The following is a 20,485-nucleotide window of genomic DNA, read 5'->3' on the forward strand; positions in this document are numbered from 1 at the left end:
ACCGATTTTTCAACGCATTATCCAAACGATTTCGACCGCCAAACTATCCCAATGATTTCGCGATGCAATGCGTATTTTGGTCTAATTAAGCCAGTTTTGTCACGTCAGCGTGAATGCTAACAGTTCAAACGATTTGATCTTTTACCCGTGCAAGCGACTCTTCGCGACCAAGCACGAACAGAACATCGAATACACCCGGTGATGTCGCACGGCCTGTGAGTGCTGCGCGCAATGGTTGTGCAACCTTCCCAAGTTTGAGCCCAATCGTTTCCGCGTGCGCGCGAACTGCCGCATCAAGTGCGTCAACAGTCCATTCACCAGCTGATTCTAGATGCGGCAAAACACCTTTAAGGATTTCGCGGCCTTCATCACTGAGCAGGGAAGCTGCTTTTTCATCAAAAGCGAGCGGACGTTTGGCGAAAATAAACTTCGCACCATCAGCAAGCTCAACCAATGTTTTCGCGCGATCTTTCAGGCCTGGCATTGCTGTCAGAAGCTGCCCACGTCCCTTTTCGTCAAGCGACGCTTCCAGTTCTTTACCGCCTTCGATTTCCGGCAATACGGCGATCAATGCGTCAAACAGAGCCTTATCATCGCTGGCGCGCATATAAACGCCGTTGATGGCTTCCAGTTTCTGGAAGTCAAAACGTGCTGCACCCTTGTTGATGTCGGTCACGTCAAACCATTCAACCATCTGCTCGGTCGACATGATTTCATCGTCGCCGTGGCTCCAGCCAAGGCGAACGAGGTAGTTGCGCAGTGCTTCTGGCAGATAGCCCATTGCGCGATAAGCATCGACGCCAAGCGCACCATGACGCTTCGAAAGCTTGGCGCCATCGGCACCATGAATGAGCGGAATGTGCGACATCTGCGGAACTTCCCAGCCCATTCCGTCATAAATAACGGTCTGGCGGGCAGCATTTGTCAGGTGGTCATCGCCGCGGATGATGTGTGTAACGCCCATATCGTGATCGTCAACGACAACTGCGTGCATATAGGTTGGGTTGCCATCGGAACGAAGAATGATGAAATCATCCAGATCCTTGTTCGGAAAGCGAACATCTCCCTGCACAGCATCTCGAACGACGGTTTCACCATCGCGCGGGGCTTTAATGCGGATAACAGGCTTCACGCCTGCAGGTGCTTCGGATGGATCACGATCGCGCCAGCGGCCATCATAACGTGGCGGACGGCCTTCAGCGCGTGCTTTTTCGCGCATTTCTTCGAGTTCTTCAGGTGTTGCGTAGCAATAATAAGCTTTGCCGATCGCAACGAGTTCTTCTGCTACTTCCCGGTGACGCGGTGCGCGTTCGAACTGCGAAATCGGTTCACCGTCCCAATCGAGGCCAAGCCAGGTCAGGCCATCAAGAATGGCGGCCGTTGCAGCTTCGGAAGAACGCTCACGGTCTGTATCTTCGATGCGCAGCAGCATCTTGCCGCCCGTATGCTTCGCATAAAGCCAGTTGAAAAGAGCCGTGCGGGCTCCGCCAATATGCAGATAACCCGTGGGCGAAGGGGCAAAACGGGTTACGACCGGTTTCGACATAACAGCTCCACTGTGTCAGAGCCTCGTTGAGTTGCGGCAGGAAGCCGAGCGCGAGGCAGAATTTTGAATATGTAGTGCCCGTTTTCTCACAGTCCACGGGCGATAAGGACTCTCATTGCGAGAACCCTCTCGATTTTGACTGTGGTTCATGTAGCATAGGCAGCACGGTGTGCAAGCGTTTCCCAATTCTTTCGCACCGTTGGGACGTGCTTCTTTAGATGAGGTGCGGGCACTTTTGCAGTCAGGCGGGGGCATGACGGGCATAAGGAAAAAACAAGAGGTCAGTGAGCGGGCATTTGTCAAAGACATGCCTGAAGGTCTTGCTCGTGCCTTGCTTCCTGAACCGTGGTTACCAAAAGAACGAGCTGATATTCAGCCCGTCGCTTTACCGGAAAGGAAACTGACACCTTCCGGGCGTGCGCGGGAACTGCTGAGTGGTTCACAGCGGCTTTTGATTGCAGCGCTCAATCGTGAAATAGGGCGCGGGATATTTTTCCTGCTTTTTCCCGTTTTTATGGGTTTGGGAGCCGTTGTCTATTTCACGCTTTCTTATGAACCTGAATGGTTGCCCATTCTATCTGCTGTTGTAGCTGTTTGTTTAATACGGTTTTTATTCCGAAAATATTTCCTCATATCACAAGCAGTGACACTCGTGTTGGCGGTGTTATTGGGCATAGTTGCGGGAAAGTTCGAGACTGAACGACGAAGCACGCAATTGTTAGGTTCTGAGGTCGCAACGCGTATCACTGGCAGAGTTGTTGGCTTAGAATACCGCGATAATGGCAGTTGGCGTGTAACGCTTGATTTGCTTGAAACGCAAAGACCCAAGCTGCGCTATTCGCCGCAACGCATCCGGATTACAGCGCGCGATATACCAGCCAAAACAGAGATTGGCAGCGGCTTGACTGGTTTTGCGCGCTTACGTGTGCCTTCTGGCCCTGTTCGACCGGGAAACTACGACTTTGCCTTTCATGCCTATTTCGGGGGTATAGGTGCAAATGGCTTTTTCTTGGGAACTCCAAAAATCGCTGATGTGCCTGCACCGAATGAAATCCTTGCTAAAATTTCGGGCGCTATCGCTCAGTTACGGGTGCATGTTTCCGAGCGTATTGCTGAAGTGCTTTCCGGTGAGGATGGGAGTGTCGCAGCCGCACTTATCGCTGGAGAACGAGCGGGAATAAGTGAAGAAACAAATGAGGATCTGCGGAAAGCGGGTCTCGCGCATATCTTGTCTATTTCTGGTTTGCACATGGTGTTGGCTGCGGGCGTTGTGATGATGTCACTGCGATCCTTATTCGCACTCGCGCCTTCGTTTAGTGCCAGATATCCGGTCAAAAAAATCGCTGCTTTTCTCTCGCTTCTAAGCTGCACGTTCTATCTGGCAATGTCAGGTGCTGACGTCGCTGCACAACGAAGCTATGTGATGATTGTTGTAATGCTCTGTGCATTGTTGGCCGATCGCGCTGCGATCAGTATGCGCAATCTCGCAATAGCCTCAGTGGCAATGATTGCGATTTCCCCGCATGAAATTCTCGGGCCAAGCTTTCAAATGTCTTTTTCGGCAACTGCTGGTTTGATTACCGCATTTGCTTGGTGGAGCGATAGGAAATCGAGAGCGCAAACAGCGATTGAAAATCGTCGCGCTGCGCCGCGTGGCATGGTTTCAAAAATGCTTATACCAGCGGTCGCGACGGGAGCTACGTCTCTTGTCGCAGGTGTGGCCAGCGGGATTTTTGCGGCTTATCATTTCAATAATACGGCTCCGTTTGGTCTTGTTGGAAACGTATTGGCGCTACCCGTTATTTCTATATTGGTTATGCCCTTCGCCGTGCTGAGTCTGTTATTAATGCCGCTGCATCTCGATTGGTTGCCATTGCAGATTATGGGCTTCGGCGTTTTACTCGTCAGACATATTGCAAGCTTTGTCGCCAGCTTTTCGCCAGATGGCAATCCCGGGGTAATGCCAGCAATCACGCTTATTCTTTGGACAGTAGCGCTTGTTATAGCGGTTGTGTTTACAACACGAATGCGATGGCTGGCACTACCCTTCGTAATTATCGGGCTTGCCGTTTTTATAAAAACACCGCTGCCTGATATTCTTGTGAGTGAAGATGCGAAATTCGTCGCTGTGCGGCTTCCCGACGGAAATTTCGCCGTTAATCGCAGCAGGCCTCCAAAATTTACCGCGCAGAACTGGCAGACAGCCTATCTGATCAATGAGTTTATTCCGCCGCAGGTGGTAAAAAAACAGAGACCAGTATCAGCTGAGGAAGCCTTTGTTTGCGAAGAGGGGGTGTGTACGATCCCGCTACGAGACGGGCGGATGCTGTCCTACACGGCAGATGAAGAGATGAAAGACGCAGCCTGCAATATTGGCGACATTGTCATTCTCGCTATAGCTGGCAAAGAATTGAGCTGTAAGCGTTCTAGCGTCCTGATGATTGACCGACAGGAACTAGCCTTAAAAGGGACTCTTGAACTTAGACTGGGGCATAAGCTGCCAAGCGCAAGCGCTTCTGTAACCAAGTCAGACGAAGTTGGTATTGCGCAAGAGAGTAAAATTTTCCGTTTCGCACCAAGCAAAACGACCAACTTAGCCGACTACACAGATCAACTGACCTTTTCAGTCGATGCGCCAACGCGCCCATGGCATTTGCATCGTCTCTACTCGCGAGCGGCGAGGGGGCTTCCTGATCGCGAATATCAGAAGAAAGCTAGCACCGATAAAAACAGAGCCTTCGAGGCGACACAAAACCCTAGGGAATTCTCAGAGCCGCTTTGACCTATTGCACTGCTTAAGAGGAAACAAAGTCAGGTGCATGTTTCCTCAATATGCAGCTATTTTAATAGCGTCGGATGAGGCCGATCAACTTACCCTGAACGCGCACACGATCTGGCCCGAAAATACGGGTTTCATAGGCAGGGTTTGCTGCTTCAAGCGCAATCGATGCACCTTTACGGCGGAAGCGTTTCAGAGTTGCTTCTTCGTCATCGACGAGTGCAACAACGATTTCGCCGGGATTGGCTGTCTCACCACGTTTAATGATGACGGTATCACCATCAAAAATTCCGGCCTCGATCATCGAGTCGCCTTTGACTTCGAGCGCATAATGCTCGCCAGCGCCGAGCATTTCCGGTGGCAGGCTAATCGAATGCGTCTGATTCTGAATTGCTGAAATTGGTACACCAGCTGCGATACGTCCCATCATCGGCACGGAAACAGTCGCTGGAGAATCATCATTTGCCGTAACAGGCGCAGGTCGTGCTGGTGGAGGCGGTGGCGGCGCTTTGCCAAGGCTACCTTCGATGACGCTTGGAGCGAACTTCTTTTGCGAGTTCAAGCCAGGTGCAATGGAATCAGGTAAACGAAGAACTTCCAGCGCACGTGCACGATTGGGAAGCCTGCGAATAAAACCGCGTTCTTCCAGAGCTGTGATGAGGCGATGAATGCCCGATTTTGAAGCCAAATCGAGGGCTTCTTTCATCTCGTCAAATGACGGAGGGATGCCCGTCTCTTTAAGGCGTTCATGAATGAACAGCAAAAGCTCGTGCTGTTTACGGGTCAACATGCGCTATACCCTCCGGACCAGAATCAAATAAAAACAAAACCAGAACGAACACTATATGTTCCATTCTTGTTCCGCAATGGTTTTAAAATGATTAATGATCGAGAGAAGGGGCTGACTTGTTTATAGCATCAACACCGTATAAGCGTCACCCGCGGAGGCAGCAGGGGCATTTTCATCTCTAATTAGCAAAGCCTGAGATCGAACCAGCGCTGAAAGCATTGATGAGTCTTGAACCGGGAAGGGTGTTGCGATCAGTGTGCCGTCAGATGCTTGAGTGACAGTCGAGCGTACATAGTCGCGTCGGTGGTCATTGGCTTTCATAGCTTCACCAAGCTTGGCTGGGCGAATATCTGCATTCAACTCTGTGCCAGACAGTTTCGCGACAAGCGGGCGCAGAAAAATAAGACTGCATACGAGACTTGAAACCGGGTTACCCGGCAGGCCAATGACGTGAATAGTTTTGCCAGAAATTGTTTTGCGTCCATACATCAGCGGTTTACCCGGGCGCATGGCGATTTTCCAGAAGTCCAGATCAACGCCACAATTCTGCAACGCACCGTGAACGTAATCGCGATCTCCAACGGATGCGCCACCAATCGTCACCAGAATGTCGATACCATCTGAAAAAGCGTCGCTGATTGCTGTTTCTATTTTTTCCGGATCATCAGTGATGATGCCTAGATCTTCCGGCTTGCCGCCCGCGCGACGGACGATCTCGGCAATGCCAACACTGTTGGAGGCGACGATCTGGTCAGGCCCGGGAATGATTCCAGGCGGCACAAGTTCGTCGCCCGTAGCGAGTATCGCGACGTGCGGCTTCCGGAATACTGAAATTGTTGCATTGCCGCTCGCTGCCGCAAGCGAAAGCGCAGGCGCATCAAGAGAACGACCAATTGGCAGCACAACATCGCCGGGCGCGAAATCGAGCCCTGCACGCCGGATATGGCGACCCTTGTCTAATCCGTTGAGGATGGTGAGTGTTTCAGCCGAGCGTTCCGTATCTTCCTGAATGACAATGCTATCGGCACCATCGGGCATTGGTGCTCCGGTGAAAATGCGTACGGCTTCGCCTTGTTTGAGCTGACCCTCGAAGCGTTTTCCAGCAACTGATTCGCCAATGACAGTGAAATCGAGAGGATAGTTAATGCTGGCAGAGGCAATCAGCGCATAGCCATCCATAGCCGAGCAATCAAAAGGAGGTTGTTGCAGTTTGGCCTGAACAGGTTCTGCAACGACACGACCGCCTGCTTCAAAAAGCGAGATTGTCTCTGTACCATGCGGTTGCGCACTATTCAGAATACGCGCAAGTGCTTCATCGACAGGCAACAGGGACATGGGTTTTCCTCTCGTTTGAAAACTTAGGCTTTCCAATTGCCTGACTTGCCGCCGCTTTTTGCCGAAACACGAATATCGGTGATTTCCATATGGCGATCGACAGCTTTAGCCATGTCATAAATCGTCAGGCAGGTGACCGAGACGGCAGTCAGCGCTTCCATTTCAACGCCGGTGCGGCCTTTGAGTTTTGCGGTTGCCGAAATACGCAGGCCGGGAAGCGCTTGGTCAGGTTCAATCTCGACGGACACTTTGGTCAGCATCAGCGGATGACAAAGCGGAATAAGTTCTGCCGTCTTTTTCGCCGCCATAATGCCAGCGAGCCGCGCTGTACCAATAACATCGCCCTTCGCGGCATTGCCTTCCAGAATGAGTGCCAGCGTTTCTGGCTTCATCCTGACCGCGCCTTCAGCGGTCGCCACGCGGTCTGTTTCGGCCTTGTCGCCGACATCGACCATATGGGCGGAACCTGTCTGGTCGATATGGGTCAGCTTGGCCGTCATGGCTCACACCTTGCCGGTCAGAAGTTCGCGGGTAGCGCTTGCCACATCATTCTTGCGCATCAGGCTTTCGCCAATCAGGAATGTGCCAATATCGGATTTCTCAAGACGCAAGCAGTCATCATGGGTGAAGATGCCACTCTCGCCCACCAGAAGGCGGTCTGACGGCACCATTTTTGCGAGGCGCTCGGAAACGGCAAGATCAACGTCAAAGGTACGCAGGTTACGATTGTTAACGCCGATGAGCCGCGACGAAAGTTTCAACGCGCGTTCTGTTTCTTCTTCATCATGCACTTCGATCAGCGCATCCATACCAAGCTCAAAAGCAGTTTCTTCGAGTGCTTTTGCCAGATCATCATCGACGCTTGCCATAATGATCAGAATGCAATCTGCACCCCAGCTGCGGGCTTCATAGACCTGATAGGTGTCGAAGAGGAAATCCTTGCGTAGCGCAGGTAGTGAGCATGCATTGCGTGCAGCAGTCAAAAACTCTGGTGCGCCCTGAAAGGATGGCGTATCGGTCAGAACCGAAAGGCAGGCTGCACCACCATCTTCATAGGCTTTCGCCAATGCTGGAGGATCGAAATCCGGGCGGATAAGACCTTTGGATGGACTCGCCTTTTTGATCTCGGCAATGAGAGCAAACTTGTTTGCAGCGCGCTTCGCTTCGAGCGCTTTGAGAAAACCGCGCGTTGCTGACTGATCTTTGGCCAGTGCCTTGACTTCGTTGAGAGGTCGGCTTGCCTTTGCAGCAGCGATTTCTTCGCGCTTATAAGCTTCAATTTTCCGCAGAATGTCGGTGGACATAATGTGATCCTTTCCGTCAGAGCGGCTTGTCGTTTGATACAGCGATAACTTTTTGCAAAACGGCCAGCGCTGCACCGCTATCGATTGATTGCGCGGCGAGCGCGATGCCGTCTTTAATGTCTTTTGCCTTACCGGAAATCACCAGAGCTGCACCGGAATTCAGCAGTACAATGTCACGATAGGCATTGTGAGCGCCTTCAAGCACTGCAAGCAGTGCTTTGGCATTAACTTCTGCATCGCCACCTTTAAGTTCAGACATATCGACGCGACGAAGGCCAACGTCTTCCGGCTGAATTTCAAATGTGCGGATGGTGCCGTTTTCGAGCGCTGCAACTTTGGTGGTGCCGGAAGTGGTCATTTCATCAAGGCCGTCGCCATAGACGACCCACGCGGTTTCCGACCCAAGAGTTTTAAGAACTTCCGCTAATGGCTCTACCCATTCGGCTGAGAAAACGCCGACGAGCTGACGCTTGACGCCAGCCGGGTTTGAAAGTGGTCCGAGAAGGTTGAAGATTGTTCGGGTGCCAAGTTCGACGCGTGACGGGCCCACATGGCGCATTGCCGAATGGTGCATCGGCGCGAACATGAAGCCAAGACCAGCTTCAGTGATGCTACGCCCAATTGTGTTGGCATCGGCCTCGATGTTCACACCAAGCGCTGCCAAAGCGTCAGCAGCGCCCGATTTTGACGAGAGCGCGCGATTGCCGTGTTTTGCAACCGGCACGCCTGCACCAGCAACGACAATGGCAGAACAGGTTGAGACATTGTAGGAGCCGGACTGGTCGCCGCCGGTGCCAACAATATCGACCGCATCTTCTGATCCTGAAACAGGCAGCATGCGGGAACGCATGGAAGCAACAGCACCAGCAATCTCCGGCACTGTTTCTCCACGAACACGCAGAGCCATCAGGAAGCCACCGATCTGCGAAGGGGTGGCCTGACCGGACATCATAATGTCGAAGGCTGCTTTAGAATCCTCGAACGACAGTGGTGTGCCGGTGGCAGCCTTGGCGATATAGGGTTTTAAGTCAGCCATTCTCTTATGTCCGCCGCTTATCAGAATGCCAGTGCGTTGTTGATGGCAGTCTGGTTAATCTTGACCGGGTACTGCTTCTGCAACTCGCCGACCAGCTGTTCAAGCACGTCATCGGTGAGTGTTGATGCGAGATAGGTCTGCTGCTGCTCTGGAATAGCTTCCGGACCAGTGGCAGTTGGCTCGGTCACTTCAATTACTTTGAAGAGGAGCTGTCCGTCATTGGAAACAGCGCCAGCTGTGCCGGTGTGGTTAAGCGGGCCGCGGAATATCTGTGCAGTTGCGGCAGAGCCGAAATCTGCATCATTGGTGTTGCGGGTGATGCCACGCTTGGTCTGCTTTTCGACGCCTGCACTTGCTGCGATTGCGTCGAGTGTTTCACCGCCATCAAGACGCTTTTTCAGCTCAGCCATGCGATCATTGAGACGCTTGACTGCTTCTTCGCCCTTCCATGCCGCTGTAACCTTATCCTTGACTTCATCAAGTGTGCGATCACGCGCCGGTGTCGTTCCATCAACCTGATACCAGAGATAGCCAGAGTTTCCGAGTGTCAGCGCATCATTGTCAAAGCCTTGATCGGCCTGAAATACAGCAGCAAGAAGTGCTTCCGAGTTTGGCAACTCAAGGGCTTTGCCAGCTGGATCATTGCCTTCATCGTCAACAGCTTCGATCGACACAGCCTTGAGGCTCAAACCTTTGGCAACGTCTGCCATGCTGCCACCTTCGGAACGCTGCTGTTCGTAGGAGTCGTGAATGCCGTTAATGCTGCTGATCGCGATATTGGTCGCTACGGTGTCGCGAATTTCTTTTTCGACTTCCGAAAGTTCTTTGACGCTTGCAGGATTAACCGTCGTAACGCGCAGAATAACAGGGCCGAATGCTCCCTTTACAACGTCACTAACGCCACCTTCGTTGAGTGCAAATGCTGCATCCGCAATGACGGAATCAGGAAGAGCAGTCTTTTCAAAAGTGCCGAGAACGAGATCGTTTTCGCTCTTGCCCTGTTCCTTGCCAATATCGACAAAGCTGGTGCCAGCAGCGATTTTTTCGTGCGCGGCCTTTGCGGCAGCTTCATCAGCAAAGTTAAGCTGTTCGATTGTGCGGGTTTCAGTGGTGCTGAAACGGCTTTTGTTCTTTTCGTAATAGTCTTTAATTTCGTCCTGTGTGACAGCGGCTGGGTCGGCAATGTCCGAAGGCTCAAGCTTCACATAGGTAATCTTGCGGTATTCTGGTGCTTTATATTCGTCTTTGTGCGCATCAAAATAAGTTTTGAGCGCTTCATCTGAAGGGGCAGGGACCGCATCAGCTTTTTCAGCTGGAATTGTAATGTAATCGGCGCTGCGGCTTTCGCCCTGATAAAGAGCCAAGGCTTTCAGCATCGTCGCAGGCATTTTCAGACCATCGGTTGATGCTTCAACGATTTGCTGGCGACGCGCAACTTTTGCACGATTATCGAGGTAATCCTGTGGGCGGATGTTTGACTGGCGCAGAACGGCATCAAACTGGGCGCGGCTAAAATTGCCGCTTGCATCCTGAAATGATGGGTCTTCGCCGGTCAGACGCGCAATGCCATCCTTGGAAAGACCAAGCTGCATGTTGCGGGCCTGTTCATCGAGAACCACACCGGCTGCAAGCTGTGCCAGAACCTGCTGATCAACACCGAGCTGCTGGGCCTGTTCACGATTGAGCCGCTGGCGGAACTGCTGCGAAAGGCGCATCAGCTGTTGTTCATAGGCAAAACGATAGTCAGTCGTGCTGACTTTTGAACTGCCGGCGCTAATGGCTGAATCAACTTCCATTTCGCCCTGGAAAGCATCCGTAATACCCCAAGCCGCAAAGCTGAGGACGAGCAGGCTAAGAAGAAGCTTAGCAACCCAGGATTTGGCGGCATCACGCATACTGTCGAGCATTGGAAACCCTTTAAGAACAAAACAAAGCCCGGCTATCTGTAAAGATAAGCCTTGTGAGGGGATAACCTTAACAAAGGTTCCGATGCAAGTTCTCATTGTGCGCAGAGCACCAAGAACGTTGCATTGCTGTGCGAATACGCTTAGTCAGTGGCAAAATTTGGCGCTGCTTGCATATTGTTGAGCGGTTTGCTGTCGTTCAAGGCGAGGAGAATGACATGACTCCGGGAATCCGTCCGCTGGTTGCTGGCAACTGGAAAATGAATGGTACGGGAGAATCTCTAACCGAACTGCGCGCAATTGCTGCGGGTTTGAGTTCTGATCTTGGTCGTAAACTTGATGCCGTCATCTGCGTTCCGGCAACATTGCTTTCACGTGCGGCTGAAACGCTGGAAGGTGAGACTGTCGGTCTTGGCGGACAGGATTGTCATCCAAAAGTATCCGGCGCGCACACAGGCGATGTTTCGGCACAAATGCTCAAAGAAGCTGGTGCAAGCCATGTCATTCTTGGTCATTCTGAGCGTCGCACCGATCATCGTGAAATGAGCGAACTGGTGCGCAGCAAAACGGAAGCCGCATGGGCAGCCGGTCTTGTTGCGATTGTCTGCGTTGGTGAAACGGCTGATGAGCGCAAAGCAGAGCGGACCCTTGATATTATCGGTGAACAGTTGGCAGCGTCTCTTCCTGAAGGTGTTAAGGCTGAAAACACCATTGTTGCCTATGAGCCTGTCTGGGCTATCGGCACGGGTTTGACGCCTACTGTTCAGGATGTTCGGACAGCTCATGCATTCATGCGTGAAAAGCTGACTGAGCGTTTTGGTGCCAATGGCGCGCATCTCCGTCTTCTTTATGGCGGTTCGGTGAAAGCATCGAATGCAATGGAATTGCTTAGCGTCCCGGATGTGGACGGAGCTTTGGTTGGCGGTGCCAGCTTGAAAGCAACAGACTTCCTCGCCATATGCGAAACCTATCGCAATTTGTGACAAGTGATTGCGTCCTTTAATCAATATCGGGCGCGGGGCTTGGTTTATGACGCAATAGCGTGTAAAGAGCCGCTCTATCTATTTGTATCATCGCTAACCGGGCGCATGTTTTAGTGCTGTTTCGGTTGAGCATAAGTCCAGAGATATAAAGACCTTAACCTATGCAGACCATAGTCATTGTCATTCATTTGTTGATCGTTTTGGCGCTTGTTGGCGTTGTGCTCATCCAGCGTTCCGAAGGCGGTGGCCTTGGTATCGGCGGTGGTTCGGGCTTTATGACGGCTCGCGGCGCGGCGAATGCGCTGACCCGTACAACAGCTATTCTCGCGATTGGCTTTTTCATTACTTCGCTGGCTCTCGGAATCATGGCGCGTTATGGCGAAAAGCCGACCGACATTCTCAACCGTATCCCGGCCGCTGGTAGCACGCAAAATGCACCTGCTGGTGGAACTGGTACAGGCGGCGGCATCCTTAATCAGCTCGGTGGCGAATCTTCGCGCACCAACGAAGCTGAAACACCTGCTTCGGGTGAGGCTCCAGCTCCTGCACAGCCAGAAAGCACGCAGCCACAGGCACCGCAGGTTCCAAGCTCACAGTAAGATTATCTGATTTTTCGGATTTTTAGCAAAGGCCGGTCTGTTATTCAGACCGGCCTTTTTAATTCGTCATGAACATCAAAAGTGTTGCACACGGGCAATAGCGATCATCGAATCGTGATGTATTGACCTTCCGGATAATTGAGTAATTCTGCTGATTAACGTATTGAGTTGCAAAACCTGAACGCAATGTTGCGACGGGTATTTTCCGCTTACGTCTGGTTTCGGGAACTGATCATGTCTTCACGTTTTATTTTGATGGCTGGCATTGCAAGCCTCTGCATCGGTCTTTCAGGCCAGAGCTTTGCCGCTGGTGCTGCTGGTGCAGAAGCTGAGCTTGACGCTGCCGCGACTGCTGTTCAGCAGGTGGCAGTGGCAAGCGATACAACCGCAAAGCCTGCCAAGAAGAAAAAGAAAAGCGCTTCTAATGCAGGTGCTGCGAAGAAGGTTGGCCTTAATCGCTACAACATCGATCCACGTTATCAGGCTCAGACCGTTTCGTTCACTGGCTACGAGCCAGGAACAATCGTGATCGATCCGTCGAAATATTTCCTGTACCTCGTTGAAAGCTCGGGCAGCGCACGCCGCTACGGTATCGCCGTTGGTAAAGTCGGTCTTGAATTCAAGGGAACGGCTACTGTCAACGCCAAGCGCGAATGGCCACGCTGGATCCCGACCAAGGAAATGATCGAGCGCAATCCAGCACAGTATGGTCGTTATAAGAACGGCATGGATGGCGGTCCGGGCAACCCACTGGGTTCGCGCGCCATGTACCTGTTTCAGGGTAACAAAGACACATACATCCGCATTCACGGCACGACTCAGCCATGGACAATCGGAAGCCCTGCTTCCAACGGTTGTTTCCGCATGACCAACGAAGACGTCATGGATCTCTATGACCGCGTTGGTATGGGCGCAAAAGTCGTCGTTCTCTGATTTTGCTATAAACTACCCGAAAGGCCGGGATTTTCCCGGCCTTTTTTCGTGCGCATGTAACAATTCAAGCTACATGCTACAAACAGAAGTAACTTGGTGGAAGCGTCCGATTTTCTCGCATGCAATGCAGTTCGGGCGTGATTTTGATGGAAAAAACATTGATTCCCATTTTTTTAGTGGCGGAATCAATCAGAAGGGTCTAACGACATAAGCCCATGGCGCGATATGTATTCATCACAGGCGGCGTGGTTTCTTCCCTCGGAAAAGGCATTGCCGCAGCAGCATTGGCTGCACTCCTTCAGGCACGTGGTTACCGCGTGCGTATCCGTAAACTCGACCCTTATCTGAACGTCGACCCCGGCACGATGTCGCCTTACCAGCATGGTGAGGTGTTCGTCACTGACGATGGTGCCGAAACAGACCTTGATCTGGGCCATTACGAGCGGTTCACCGGTCGTCCTGCAAATCAGCGGGATAACATCACCACCGGTCGTATCTACCGCAACATAATCGAAAAAGAACGCCGCGGCGATTATCTCGGTGCGACGGTACAGGTCATTCCTCACGTTACGGATGAAATCAAAAACTTCATCCTTGAAGGCAATGACGACTATGATTTCGTGTTGTGCGAAATCGGCGGCACGGTTGGCGATATCGAAGCTATGCCGTTCCTCGAAGCGATTCGCCAGCTCGGCAACGAACTGCCACGCAACAGCGCGGTCTATATCCATTTGACATTGATGCCGTATATTCCTGCGGCAGGTGAACTTAAGACCAAGCCCACACAGCATTCGGTCAAGGAACTGCGCTCAATCGGTATTGCTCCGGATATTCTTCTGGTGCGTGCGGATCGTGAGATCCCGCCTTCTGAACGCCGCAAGCTTTCGCTGTTCTGTAATGTGCGTGAAAGTGCAGTTATTCAGGCGCTCGACGTCTCGACCATTTATGATGTGCCGATTGCCTATCATAAAGAAGGTCTCGACAACGAAGTGCTTGCAGCATTCGGCATTGAACCTGCACCGAAGCCACGTATGGAGCGCTGGGAAGGCATTTCTGACCTTCTTCACAATCCTGAAGGCGAAGTTACGATTGCCGTTGTCGGCAAATATACTGAGCTGAAAGACGCCTATAAGTCGCTGATCGAAGCGCTTCAGCATGGCGGCATCGCCAACAAGGTGAAGGTCAATCTCGACTGGATCGAAGCGGAAGTCTTTGAAAGCGAGGATCCTTCGCCATATCTCGAAAAGGTTCATGGCATTCTGGTGCCGGGCGGCTTTGGTGAGCGCGGTGCGGAAGGCAAGATTCTTGCGGCTAAGTTCGCTCGCGAACATAAGGTACCTTATTTCGGCATTTGCTTCGGCATGCAGATGGCATGTCTTGAAGCTGCGCGTAATCTCGCTGGTATCGAGAATGCATCTTCGACCGAGTTTGGTCCGACCAAGGAACCAGTTGTTGGTCTGATGACTGAGTGGCTTAAGGGCAATATGCTCGAAAAGCGCACCAAGTCTGGTGATCTCGGCGGAACGATGCGTCTTGGTGCATATGATTCCACGCTTAAGGCTGGAACGCGTATTGCTGACATTTACGGTTCGACTGAGATTTCCGAACGTCATCGTCACCGTTATGAGGTGAATGTTGACTATAAGGATCGTCTGGAAGAAAGCGGTCTGATCTTCTCAGGCATGTCGCCGGACGGTGTTCTGCCGGAAACAGTCGAATATGCCGATCATCCTTGGTTCATCGGCGTTCAGTACCATCCGGAACTGAAATCGCGCCCATTTGAACCGCACCCACTCTTCGCCTCCTTCATCGCAGCTGCGATGGAGCAGGGAAGACTGGTTTAAAACTCTTACGCGCCCTTCTGGGGCGCGTTTTACTTTACGCGAGGTACGCCTTTGTTTTTGGCATGTCTTTATCCAAAAACCGGTTCCCACTTTTTGTAGACATGCTTGTTGGGGCGCGTTTCATTTCTGCGCCAATTACCCACGCCTTGTTTTCGTTCAATTCGCACGCCAGATAAGATGCCTCTGAGGCACTTGTAATATTTGAAGGTTCCAAATCATGACGACCGCCAATCCTGCCGTAAAAATCGGTAATGTAACGTTCTCAAACACTGCGCCGCTGGCATTGATTGCCGGTCCCTGCCAGATGGAAACACGGGAACATGCTTTTGAGATGGCTGGCCGTCTGGTTGAAATTACCAGCAAGCTTGGCATCGGCCTTGTTTATAAGTCGAGCTTTGACAAGGCTAACCGCACGTCGCTCAGCGCACAGCGCGGCATTGGTTTGGAAAAGGCCTTGGAAGTCTTTTCGGACCTAAAGAAAGAATTTGGCTTTCCGGTGCTGACAGACATTCACAATGAACATCAGTGTGCGGAAGTTGCTGAAGTTGTCGACGTTCTGCAAATTCCGGCATTTCTTTGCCGTCAGACTGATCTTCTGGTTGCAGCTGCCAAGACTGGCCGCGCGATCAACGTGAAGAAGGGCCAGTTTCTGGCACCTTGGGACATGAAGAACGTGCTGGCGAAGATCACCGAAAATGGCAATCCAAATGTCATGGCTACAGAGCGCGGTGCATCCTTTGGCTACAACACGCTTGTTTCTGACATGCGTTCGCTGCCGATCATGGCTGGTTTCGGTTCGCCAGTGATTTTTGATGCGACTCACTCTGTGCAGCAGCCGGGCGGGCAGGGTGGCTCTTCGGGTGGTCAGCGCGAGTTTGTTGAAACCCTTGCAAGCGCTGCCGTGGCTGTTGGTGTGGCTGGTGTGTTCATTGAAACCCATCAGGATCCCGACAATGCACCGTCCGATGGCCCGAACATGGTGCCTATCGATAAAATGCCTGCACTGCTTGAGAAGCTCATGGCATTCGATAAGATTGCTAAATCGATTTAAAATTCATCAAGAATTCACAGGCGGGGGATTTTCCTCCGCCTTAAATGTCTGTAATGAAGACCTGAAATTGAAATTCTTCAATGTGCCTTGCAACAAAGCTGGGCTACCTACAGGGAAGGACTTGCCCCTATGACTGCAATCATCGACATCGTTGGTCGCGAAATTCTCGACAGCCGCGGTAACCCAACCGTCGAAGTCGACGTTTACCTCGAAGACGGCTCTTTTGGCCGCGCCGCTGTTCCATCGGGCGCATCGACTGGCGCGCATGAAGCTGTAGAGCTTCGCGACGGCGGCAGCCGCTATCTCGGCAAGGGCGTTGAAAAGGCTGTTGAAGCAGTCAATGGCAAGATTTTTGATGCAATCGCTGGTCTTGATGCTGAAAACCAGCTGCTCATCGATCAGACTCTGATCGAACTTGACGGCACACCAAACAAAGGCAACCTTGGCGCCAACGCAATTCTCGGCGTTTCGCTTGCTGTTGCCAAGGCTGCGGCACAGGCTGCTGGCCTGCCACTCTACCGCTATGTTGGCGGTGCTAATGCCCATGTTCTGCCAGTTCCAATGATGAACATCATCAATGGCGGCGCACATGCTGACAATCCAATCGATTTTCAGGAATTCATGATCATTCCGGTCGGCGCTCCGTCGTTCCGCGAAGCAGTTCGTTATGGTGCGGAAGTTTTCCACACGCTCAAGAAGCGTTTGAAAGATGCTGGCCACAACACCAATGTTGGTGATGAAGGTGGCTTTGCGCCAAATCTGCTGAGTGCAGAAGCAGCGCTCGATTTCGTTGTTGAATCGATCGAAAAAGCTGGCTTCAAGCCAGGTGTAGACATTGCAATCGGTCTTGATTGCGCGGCAACTGAATTCTTCAAGGACGGTAACTACGTCTATGAAGGCGAAAACAAGACCCGCGATCCAAAGGCGCAGGCTGAGTATCTCGCAAAGCTGGCTGCTGATTACCCAATCGTGTCGATTGAAGACGGTATGGCTGAAGACGACTGGGAAGGCTGGAAATACCTGACCGACCTTATAGGCGACAAGTGCCAGCTCGTTGGTGACGATCTGTTCGTAACCAACTCGGCACGTCTGCGCGATGGTATCAAGATGGGCGTTGCCAACTCGATCCTCGTCAAGGTCAACCAGATTGGTTCGCTCAGCGAAACGCTCGATGCTGTCGAAACTGCTCATAAGGCTGGTTATACTTCTGTCATGTCGCACCGTTCGGGCGAAACAGAAGATTCGACCATTGCCGATCTCGCAGTTGCAACCAACTGCGGTCAGATCAAGACCGGTTCGTTGGCGCGCTCGGACCGTACTGCAAAGTACAACCAGCTCATCCGCATCGAAGAAGAACTTGGCAAGCAGGCTCGCTATGCAGGCCGCAGCGCTCTGAAGTTCCTCTAAGACTTCTGATGCGGCTATTTAAATGAAAGACGGCGGCTTAAAGGCCGCCGTTTTTTATTGCCTTCATGCTTCCTCTTTGTGAAGTATTAAAATCACAACGGCCATCATGCTCGGTAGAGCGTATAGTAGGGCCCCTAATTGGGTATTGAGCGGGTTTTCCTTGGCTTGCCATGCCATGAACCAATCACCTGCAACGACCATGAAGCCAAGCCCCCAGACTGCGATAGCGCACAGGGCCCCGAGCATCGCCCATGCTTTGCCGTTGGAGAAAGCAGTGTAGTCTTTTCCGATGTTTGTGATCATCTTGATCACGCCGATTGTGGCGAGGATACCTGCCAGCGTTTCCATCGCTGTAATTCCAGCAAGCCCGACGTAAGGCGCCCAACTTACTGTAATGGCGCGCCAGGTTAAAGCCGGGTTTCCGTATGTGTCAGTCATTGACAAAAGTGGTGCGACCGCGTGTTGCGCAGTGCCTGAGAAATCCGCAGTATTATTCAAAAAACTGAATAAACCCCACAAAGCAGGGAATAATGCCATAACAATGCATGCTATTCTTTTTACTATTTTCTCATTCATGATTTATGGACCTATGTAATTATTAGAAATATTTCATTTTTACTGAGTTATTGTTGATTTTTATTTAAAATATAAATTGGCCATTTTGAATATTGGTGGGGGTCTGATGGCGCTATTGCTTTCGCTCACTCGCAACCTATTTCTAATTTCCTGTGCCTCAGGCGAATAATAAGAAAAATATTATCACTTGGTGGAGGGCAAACAATTGGGAGAGAAAAATGGCTTACATAGAAGGATTTGTCGTTGCGGTTCCGAAGGCCAATAAAGAGGTCTATCGGCAACATGCGGCTAAGGCTGCGGGATTGTTCAAAGAGTTTGGCGTAACGCGCATGGTCGAAGCCTGGGGTGATGACGTGCCCGATGGCAAGGTCACGGATTTTCGTCATGCTGTTCAGGCGAAAGACGATGAAGAGGTGGTCTTCTCGTGGTTTGAATATCCTGACAAAGCAACACGTGATGCAGCCAATGAGAAAATGATGAGCGACCCACGCATGAAGGACATGGGTGAAACCATGCCCTTTGACGGTAAGCGTATGATTATGGGCGGGTTTTCGACGATTGTTGATGTCTGATCGGTGCAAAGTTTAATTATGGGATGGCGGCTCTCGTCGCCATTCCTATCACTTCGCGGGACGGATTCAAAAAATCTATCGCTGGAGCCTCTGTCATCGCGTTGCGGTAAAGCTCTGTTAAGCAGAATTATGTTTTATGGTGGAAATCGGATTGACGGCTTCAAATCAGCATCGAAGCCCTCGTGAGTGTCCGGGAAGGAAGCCGAAATGTGGACCAAGCAGAAACGTAAATCTATTCGTGGCCGTTTTGTGCTGCCTGTTTTGACAGCTGCGTTTCTGAGCTATTTCGGTTTTCACGCTTATCATGGCGAATTTGGTCTTTATTCTCGTCTCCAGCTGGAACAGCAGAAAAGCCTGCTGACCGAACAGCTTGCACAAGTGACTGCCGACAGAGCCGCACTTGAGAAGCGAGTCACGCTTCTGCGCGATGGTTCGATTGAAAAGGACATGCTTGACGAGCAGGCTCGCAGGGCGCTTAATCTCTCCCATTCCGACGAAATGACGATAATCATTTCTCGCGAAGATCGGTCTAATTAACCAAATTCAGGTTAATTGTCTTTTTGTGATATGTTTTTAAAGGCTTGGCGGCATAGCAGCTATGCTTTGCGTGCATATTGTATCTTGTAAATTGCCCGTATAACGTCACAATAGAACGACAATCGTAGAGCGCCGCGCGTCCTTCGTGTGCGTGAAAGGTGCTCTGATAATTTGAATCGTCGCATGTTGCTTTCAAAATCACCTCTGATTTTGGGTGCATGCTATAGGGAGCGAGATATGGCACCGAGGGCTAATAAGGCGCCTGCTGGAAAAACGCAGACGTCTTCTGTCACCACCCCCAAGACGCCAGCGCCTGCAAAGTTTAATAAAGAGCAGGAACTGAGTGCTTACCGTGAAATGCTTTTGATCCGCCGTTTCGAAGAAAAGGCCGGACAGCTTTACGGTATGGGCTTCATCGGTGGCTTCTGTCACCTTTATATCGGTCAGGAAGCTGTTGTCGTCGGTATGCAGACAGCGCTCAAGGAAGGTGATCAGATCATCACTTCCTATCGTGACCATGGTCACATGCTGGCAACCGGCATGGAAGCACGTGGCGTTATGGCTGAACTTACCGGCCGCCGTGGAGGTTACTCCAAGGGCAAGGGCGGTTCCATGCACATGTTCTCGAAGGAAAAGGGCTTTTACGGCGGTCATGGTATCGTCGGCGCTCAGGTTCCTCTCGGCACTGGTCTCGCCTTTGCGAACAAATATCGCGGCAATGACAATATCTCTGTCACCTATTTCGGTGACGGCGCTGCCAATCAGGGCCAGGTCTATGAAGCTTTCAACATGGCATCGCTGTGGAAGCTTCCGGTGATCTACGTGATCGAAAACAACCGCTATGCAATGGGTACATCGGTTTCGCGTTCTTCCGCTGAAACAGATTTCTCCAAGCGCGGTGTTTCGTTCAACGTTCCGGGCATCAAGGTTGACGGCATGGATGTTCGTGCTGTCGCGGCTGCTGCTGAATTTGCTGCCGATTGGGCACGTTCGGGCAAGGGTCCATTGATTCTCGAAATGGAAACCTATCGTTATCGCGGTCACTCCATGTCCGATCCTGCGAAGTATCGCTCGAAGGACGAAGTGCAGAAGATGCGCTCCGAGCACGACCCGATTGAACAGGTCAAACTGCGCCTGATCGAAAATAACTGGGCCACTGAAGAAGAGCTGAAAGAAATCGACAAGGAAGTCCGCGACATCGTCGCTGATTCGGCCGATTTTGCTCAAAACGATCCAGAGCCGGATGTTTCCGAGCTTTACACGGATATTCTGCTCTAATTCAGGAAAGG

Annotated in this window: 18 protein-coding genes; 10 read left to right on the forward strand and 8 right to left on the reverse strand. The window is 51.6% G+C overall.

What is annotated here, in order from left to right; translation table 11 throughout:
• Window positions 1-124: 124 nt before the first annotated feature.
• The gene (gene gltX, locus J2782_RS02710) at window positions 125-1,546 is read right to left on the reverse strand and encodes a glutamate--tRNA ligase (RefSeq protein WP_310010020.1); all 1,422 of its coding nucleotides are present in this window, start codon (window positions 1,544-1,546) and stop codon (window positions 125-127) included.
• A gap of 253 nt (window positions 1,547-1,799) precedes the next feature.
• On the opposite strand from gltX, the gene J2782_RS02715 reads away from it, so the two are divergent.
• Entirely contained in the window at window positions 1,800-4,328 is a 2,529-nt protein-coding gene (locus tag J2782_RS02715) for a ComEC/Rec2 family competence protein (RefSeq protein WP_310010021.1), read from the forward strand.
• 61 nt (window positions 4,329-4,389) lie between these two features.
• Here J2782_RS02715 and lexA read toward each other — a convergent pair whose 3' ends face one another.
• The 6 genes from lexA to J2782_RS02745 all read right to left on the reverse strand — a co-directional run bounded on the left by lexA (window position 4,390) and on the right by J2782_RS02745 (window position 10,697).
• Window positions 4,390-5,115: a transcriptional repressor LexA gene (gene lexA / locus J2782_RS02720; protein ID WP_310010022.1), complete on the reverse strand. Its 726-nt coding sequence runs from the start codon at window positions 5,113-5,115 to the stop codon at window positions 4,390-4,392.
• A 120-nt stretch (window positions 5,116-5,235) separates the two neighbouring features.
• Window positions 5,236-6,450: a molybdopterin molybdotransferase MoeA gene (locus tag J2782_RS02725; RefSeq protein WP_310010023.1), complete on the reverse strand. Its 1,215-nt coding sequence runs from the start codon at window positions 6,448-6,450 to the stop codon at window positions 5,236-5,238.
• A 23-nt stretch (window positions 6,451-6,473) separates the two neighbouring features.
• Window positions 6,474-6,950 (reverse strand): cyclic pyranopterin monophosphate synthase MoaC, encoded by a 477-nt coding sequence (gene moaC, locus J2782_RS02730; protein ID WP_310010024.1) that lies wholly within the window; start codon window positions 6,948-6,950, stop codon window positions 6,474-6,476.
• A 3-nt stretch (window positions 6,951-6,953) separates the two neighbouring features.
• Window positions 6,954-7,754 (reverse strand): indole-3-glycerol phosphate synthase TrpC, encoded by an 801-nt coding sequence (gene trpC / locus J2782_RS02735; RefSeq protein ID WP_310010025.1) that lies wholly within the window; start codon window positions 7,752-7,754, stop codon window positions 6,954-6,956.
• 16 nt (window positions 7,755-7,770) lie between these two features.
• Complete coding sequence (gene trpD / locus J2782_RS02740; RefSeq protein ID WP_310010026.1) at window positions 7,771-8,790, reverse strand: anthranilate phosphoribosyltransferase; 1,020 nt, start codon at window positions 8,788-8,790, stop codon at window positions 7,771-7,773.
• Between the two features lie 20 nt (window positions 8,791-8,810).
• Entirely contained in the window at window positions 8,811-10,697 is a 1,887-nt protein-coding gene (locus J2782_RS02745) for a peptidyl-prolyl cis-trans isomerase (protein ID WP_310010027.1), read from the reverse strand.
• Window positions 10,698-10,912: 215 nt separating this feature from the next.
• Here J2782_RS02745 and tpiA point away from each other — a divergent pair, with 215 nt between their 5' ends.
• The 6 genes from tpiA to eno all read left to right on the forward strand — a co-directional run bounded on the left by tpiA (window position 10,913) and on the right by eno (window position 17,511).
• Window positions 10,913-11,677 (forward strand): triose-phosphate isomerase, encoded by a 765-nt coding sequence (gene tpiA, locus J2782_RS02750; RefSeq protein ID WP_310010028.1) that lies wholly within the window; start codon window positions 10,913-10,915, stop codon window positions 11,675-11,677.
• Between the two features lie 161 nt (window positions 11,678-11,838).
• Window positions 11,839-12,276, forward strand: coding sequence for a preprotein translocase subunit SecG (gene secG, locus J2782_RS02755; RefSeq protein ID WP_310010029.1), 438 nt, complete (start codon window positions 11,839-11,841; stop codon window positions 12,274-12,276).
• Between the two features lie 234 nt (window positions 12,277-12,510).
• The gene (locus tag J2782_RS02760; protein WP_310010031.1) at window positions 12,511-13,209 is read left to right on the forward strand and encodes a L,D-transpeptidase; all 699 of its coding nucleotides are present in this window, start codon (window positions 12,511-12,513) and stop codon (window positions 13,207-13,209) included.
• 215 nt (window positions 13,210-13,424) lie between these two features.
• Window positions 13,425-15,053, forward strand: a complete 1,629-nt coding sequence (locus J2782_RS02765; protein WP_310010032.1) for a CTP synthase — start codon at window positions 13,425-13,427, stop codon at window positions 15,051-15,053.
• A 217-nt stretch (window positions 15,054-15,270) separates the two neighbouring features.
• Window positions 15,271-16,104 carry a 3-deoxy-8-phosphooctulonate synthase gene (gene kdsA / locus J2782_RS02770; RefSeq protein WP_310010033.1) on the forward strand — a complete coding sequence of 278 codons (834 nt, stop codon included), beginning with the start codon at window positions 15,271-15,273 and terminating at the stop codon, window positions 16,102-16,104.
• A 129-nt stretch (window positions 16,105-16,233) separates the two neighbouring features.
• Window positions 16,234-17,511 carry a phosphopyruvate hydratase gene (gene eno / locus J2782_RS02775; protein ID WP_250040859.1) on the forward strand — a complete coding sequence of 426 codons (1,278 nt, stop codon included), beginning with the start codon at window positions 16,234-16,236 and terminating at the stop codon, window positions 17,509-17,511.
• Window positions 17,512-17,574: 63 nt separating this feature from the next.
• On the opposite strand, the gene J2782_RS02780 is transcribed toward eno, so the two are convergent.
• Entirely contained in the window at window positions 17,575-18,087 is a 513-nt protein-coding gene (locus J2782_RS02780) for a DUF2165 domain-containing protein (RefSeq protein ID WP_310010034.1), read from the reverse strand.
• A gap of 218 nt (window positions 18,088-18,305) precedes the next feature.
• Here J2782_RS02780 and J2782_RS02785 point away from each other — a divergent pair, with 218 nt between their 5' ends.
• From J2782_RS02785 to pdhA, 3 genes are all read left to right on the forward strand, one after another.
• The gene (locus J2782_RS02785) at window positions 18,306-18,659 is read left to right on the forward strand and encodes a DUF1428 domain-containing protein (RefSeq protein ID WP_310010036.1); all 354 of its coding nucleotides are present in this window, start codon (window positions 18,306-18,308) and stop codon (window positions 18,657-18,659) included.
• Between the two features lie 207 nt (window positions 18,660-18,866).
• Window positions 18,867-19,196: an FtsB family cell division protein gene (locus tag J2782_RS02790; RefSeq protein ID WP_250039786.1), complete on the forward strand. Its 330-nt coding sequence runs from the start codon at window positions 18,867-18,869 to the stop codon at window positions 19,194-19,196.
• A 237-nt stretch (window positions 19,197-19,433) separates the two neighbouring features.
• Entirely contained in the window at window positions 19,434-20,474 is a 1,041-nt protein-coding gene (pdhA, locus tag J2782_RS02795) for a pyruvate dehydrogenase (acetyl-transferring) E1 component subunit alpha (RefSeq protein ID WP_250039787.1), read from the forward strand.
• Window positions 20,475-20,485 lie beyond the last annotated feature (11 nt).

This window comes from Brucella pseudogrignonensis, from assembly GCF_031454375.1.
GTDB lineage: Bacteria > Pseudomonadota > Alphaproteobacteria > Rhizobiales > Rhizobiaceae > Brucella > Brucella pseudogrignonensis_A.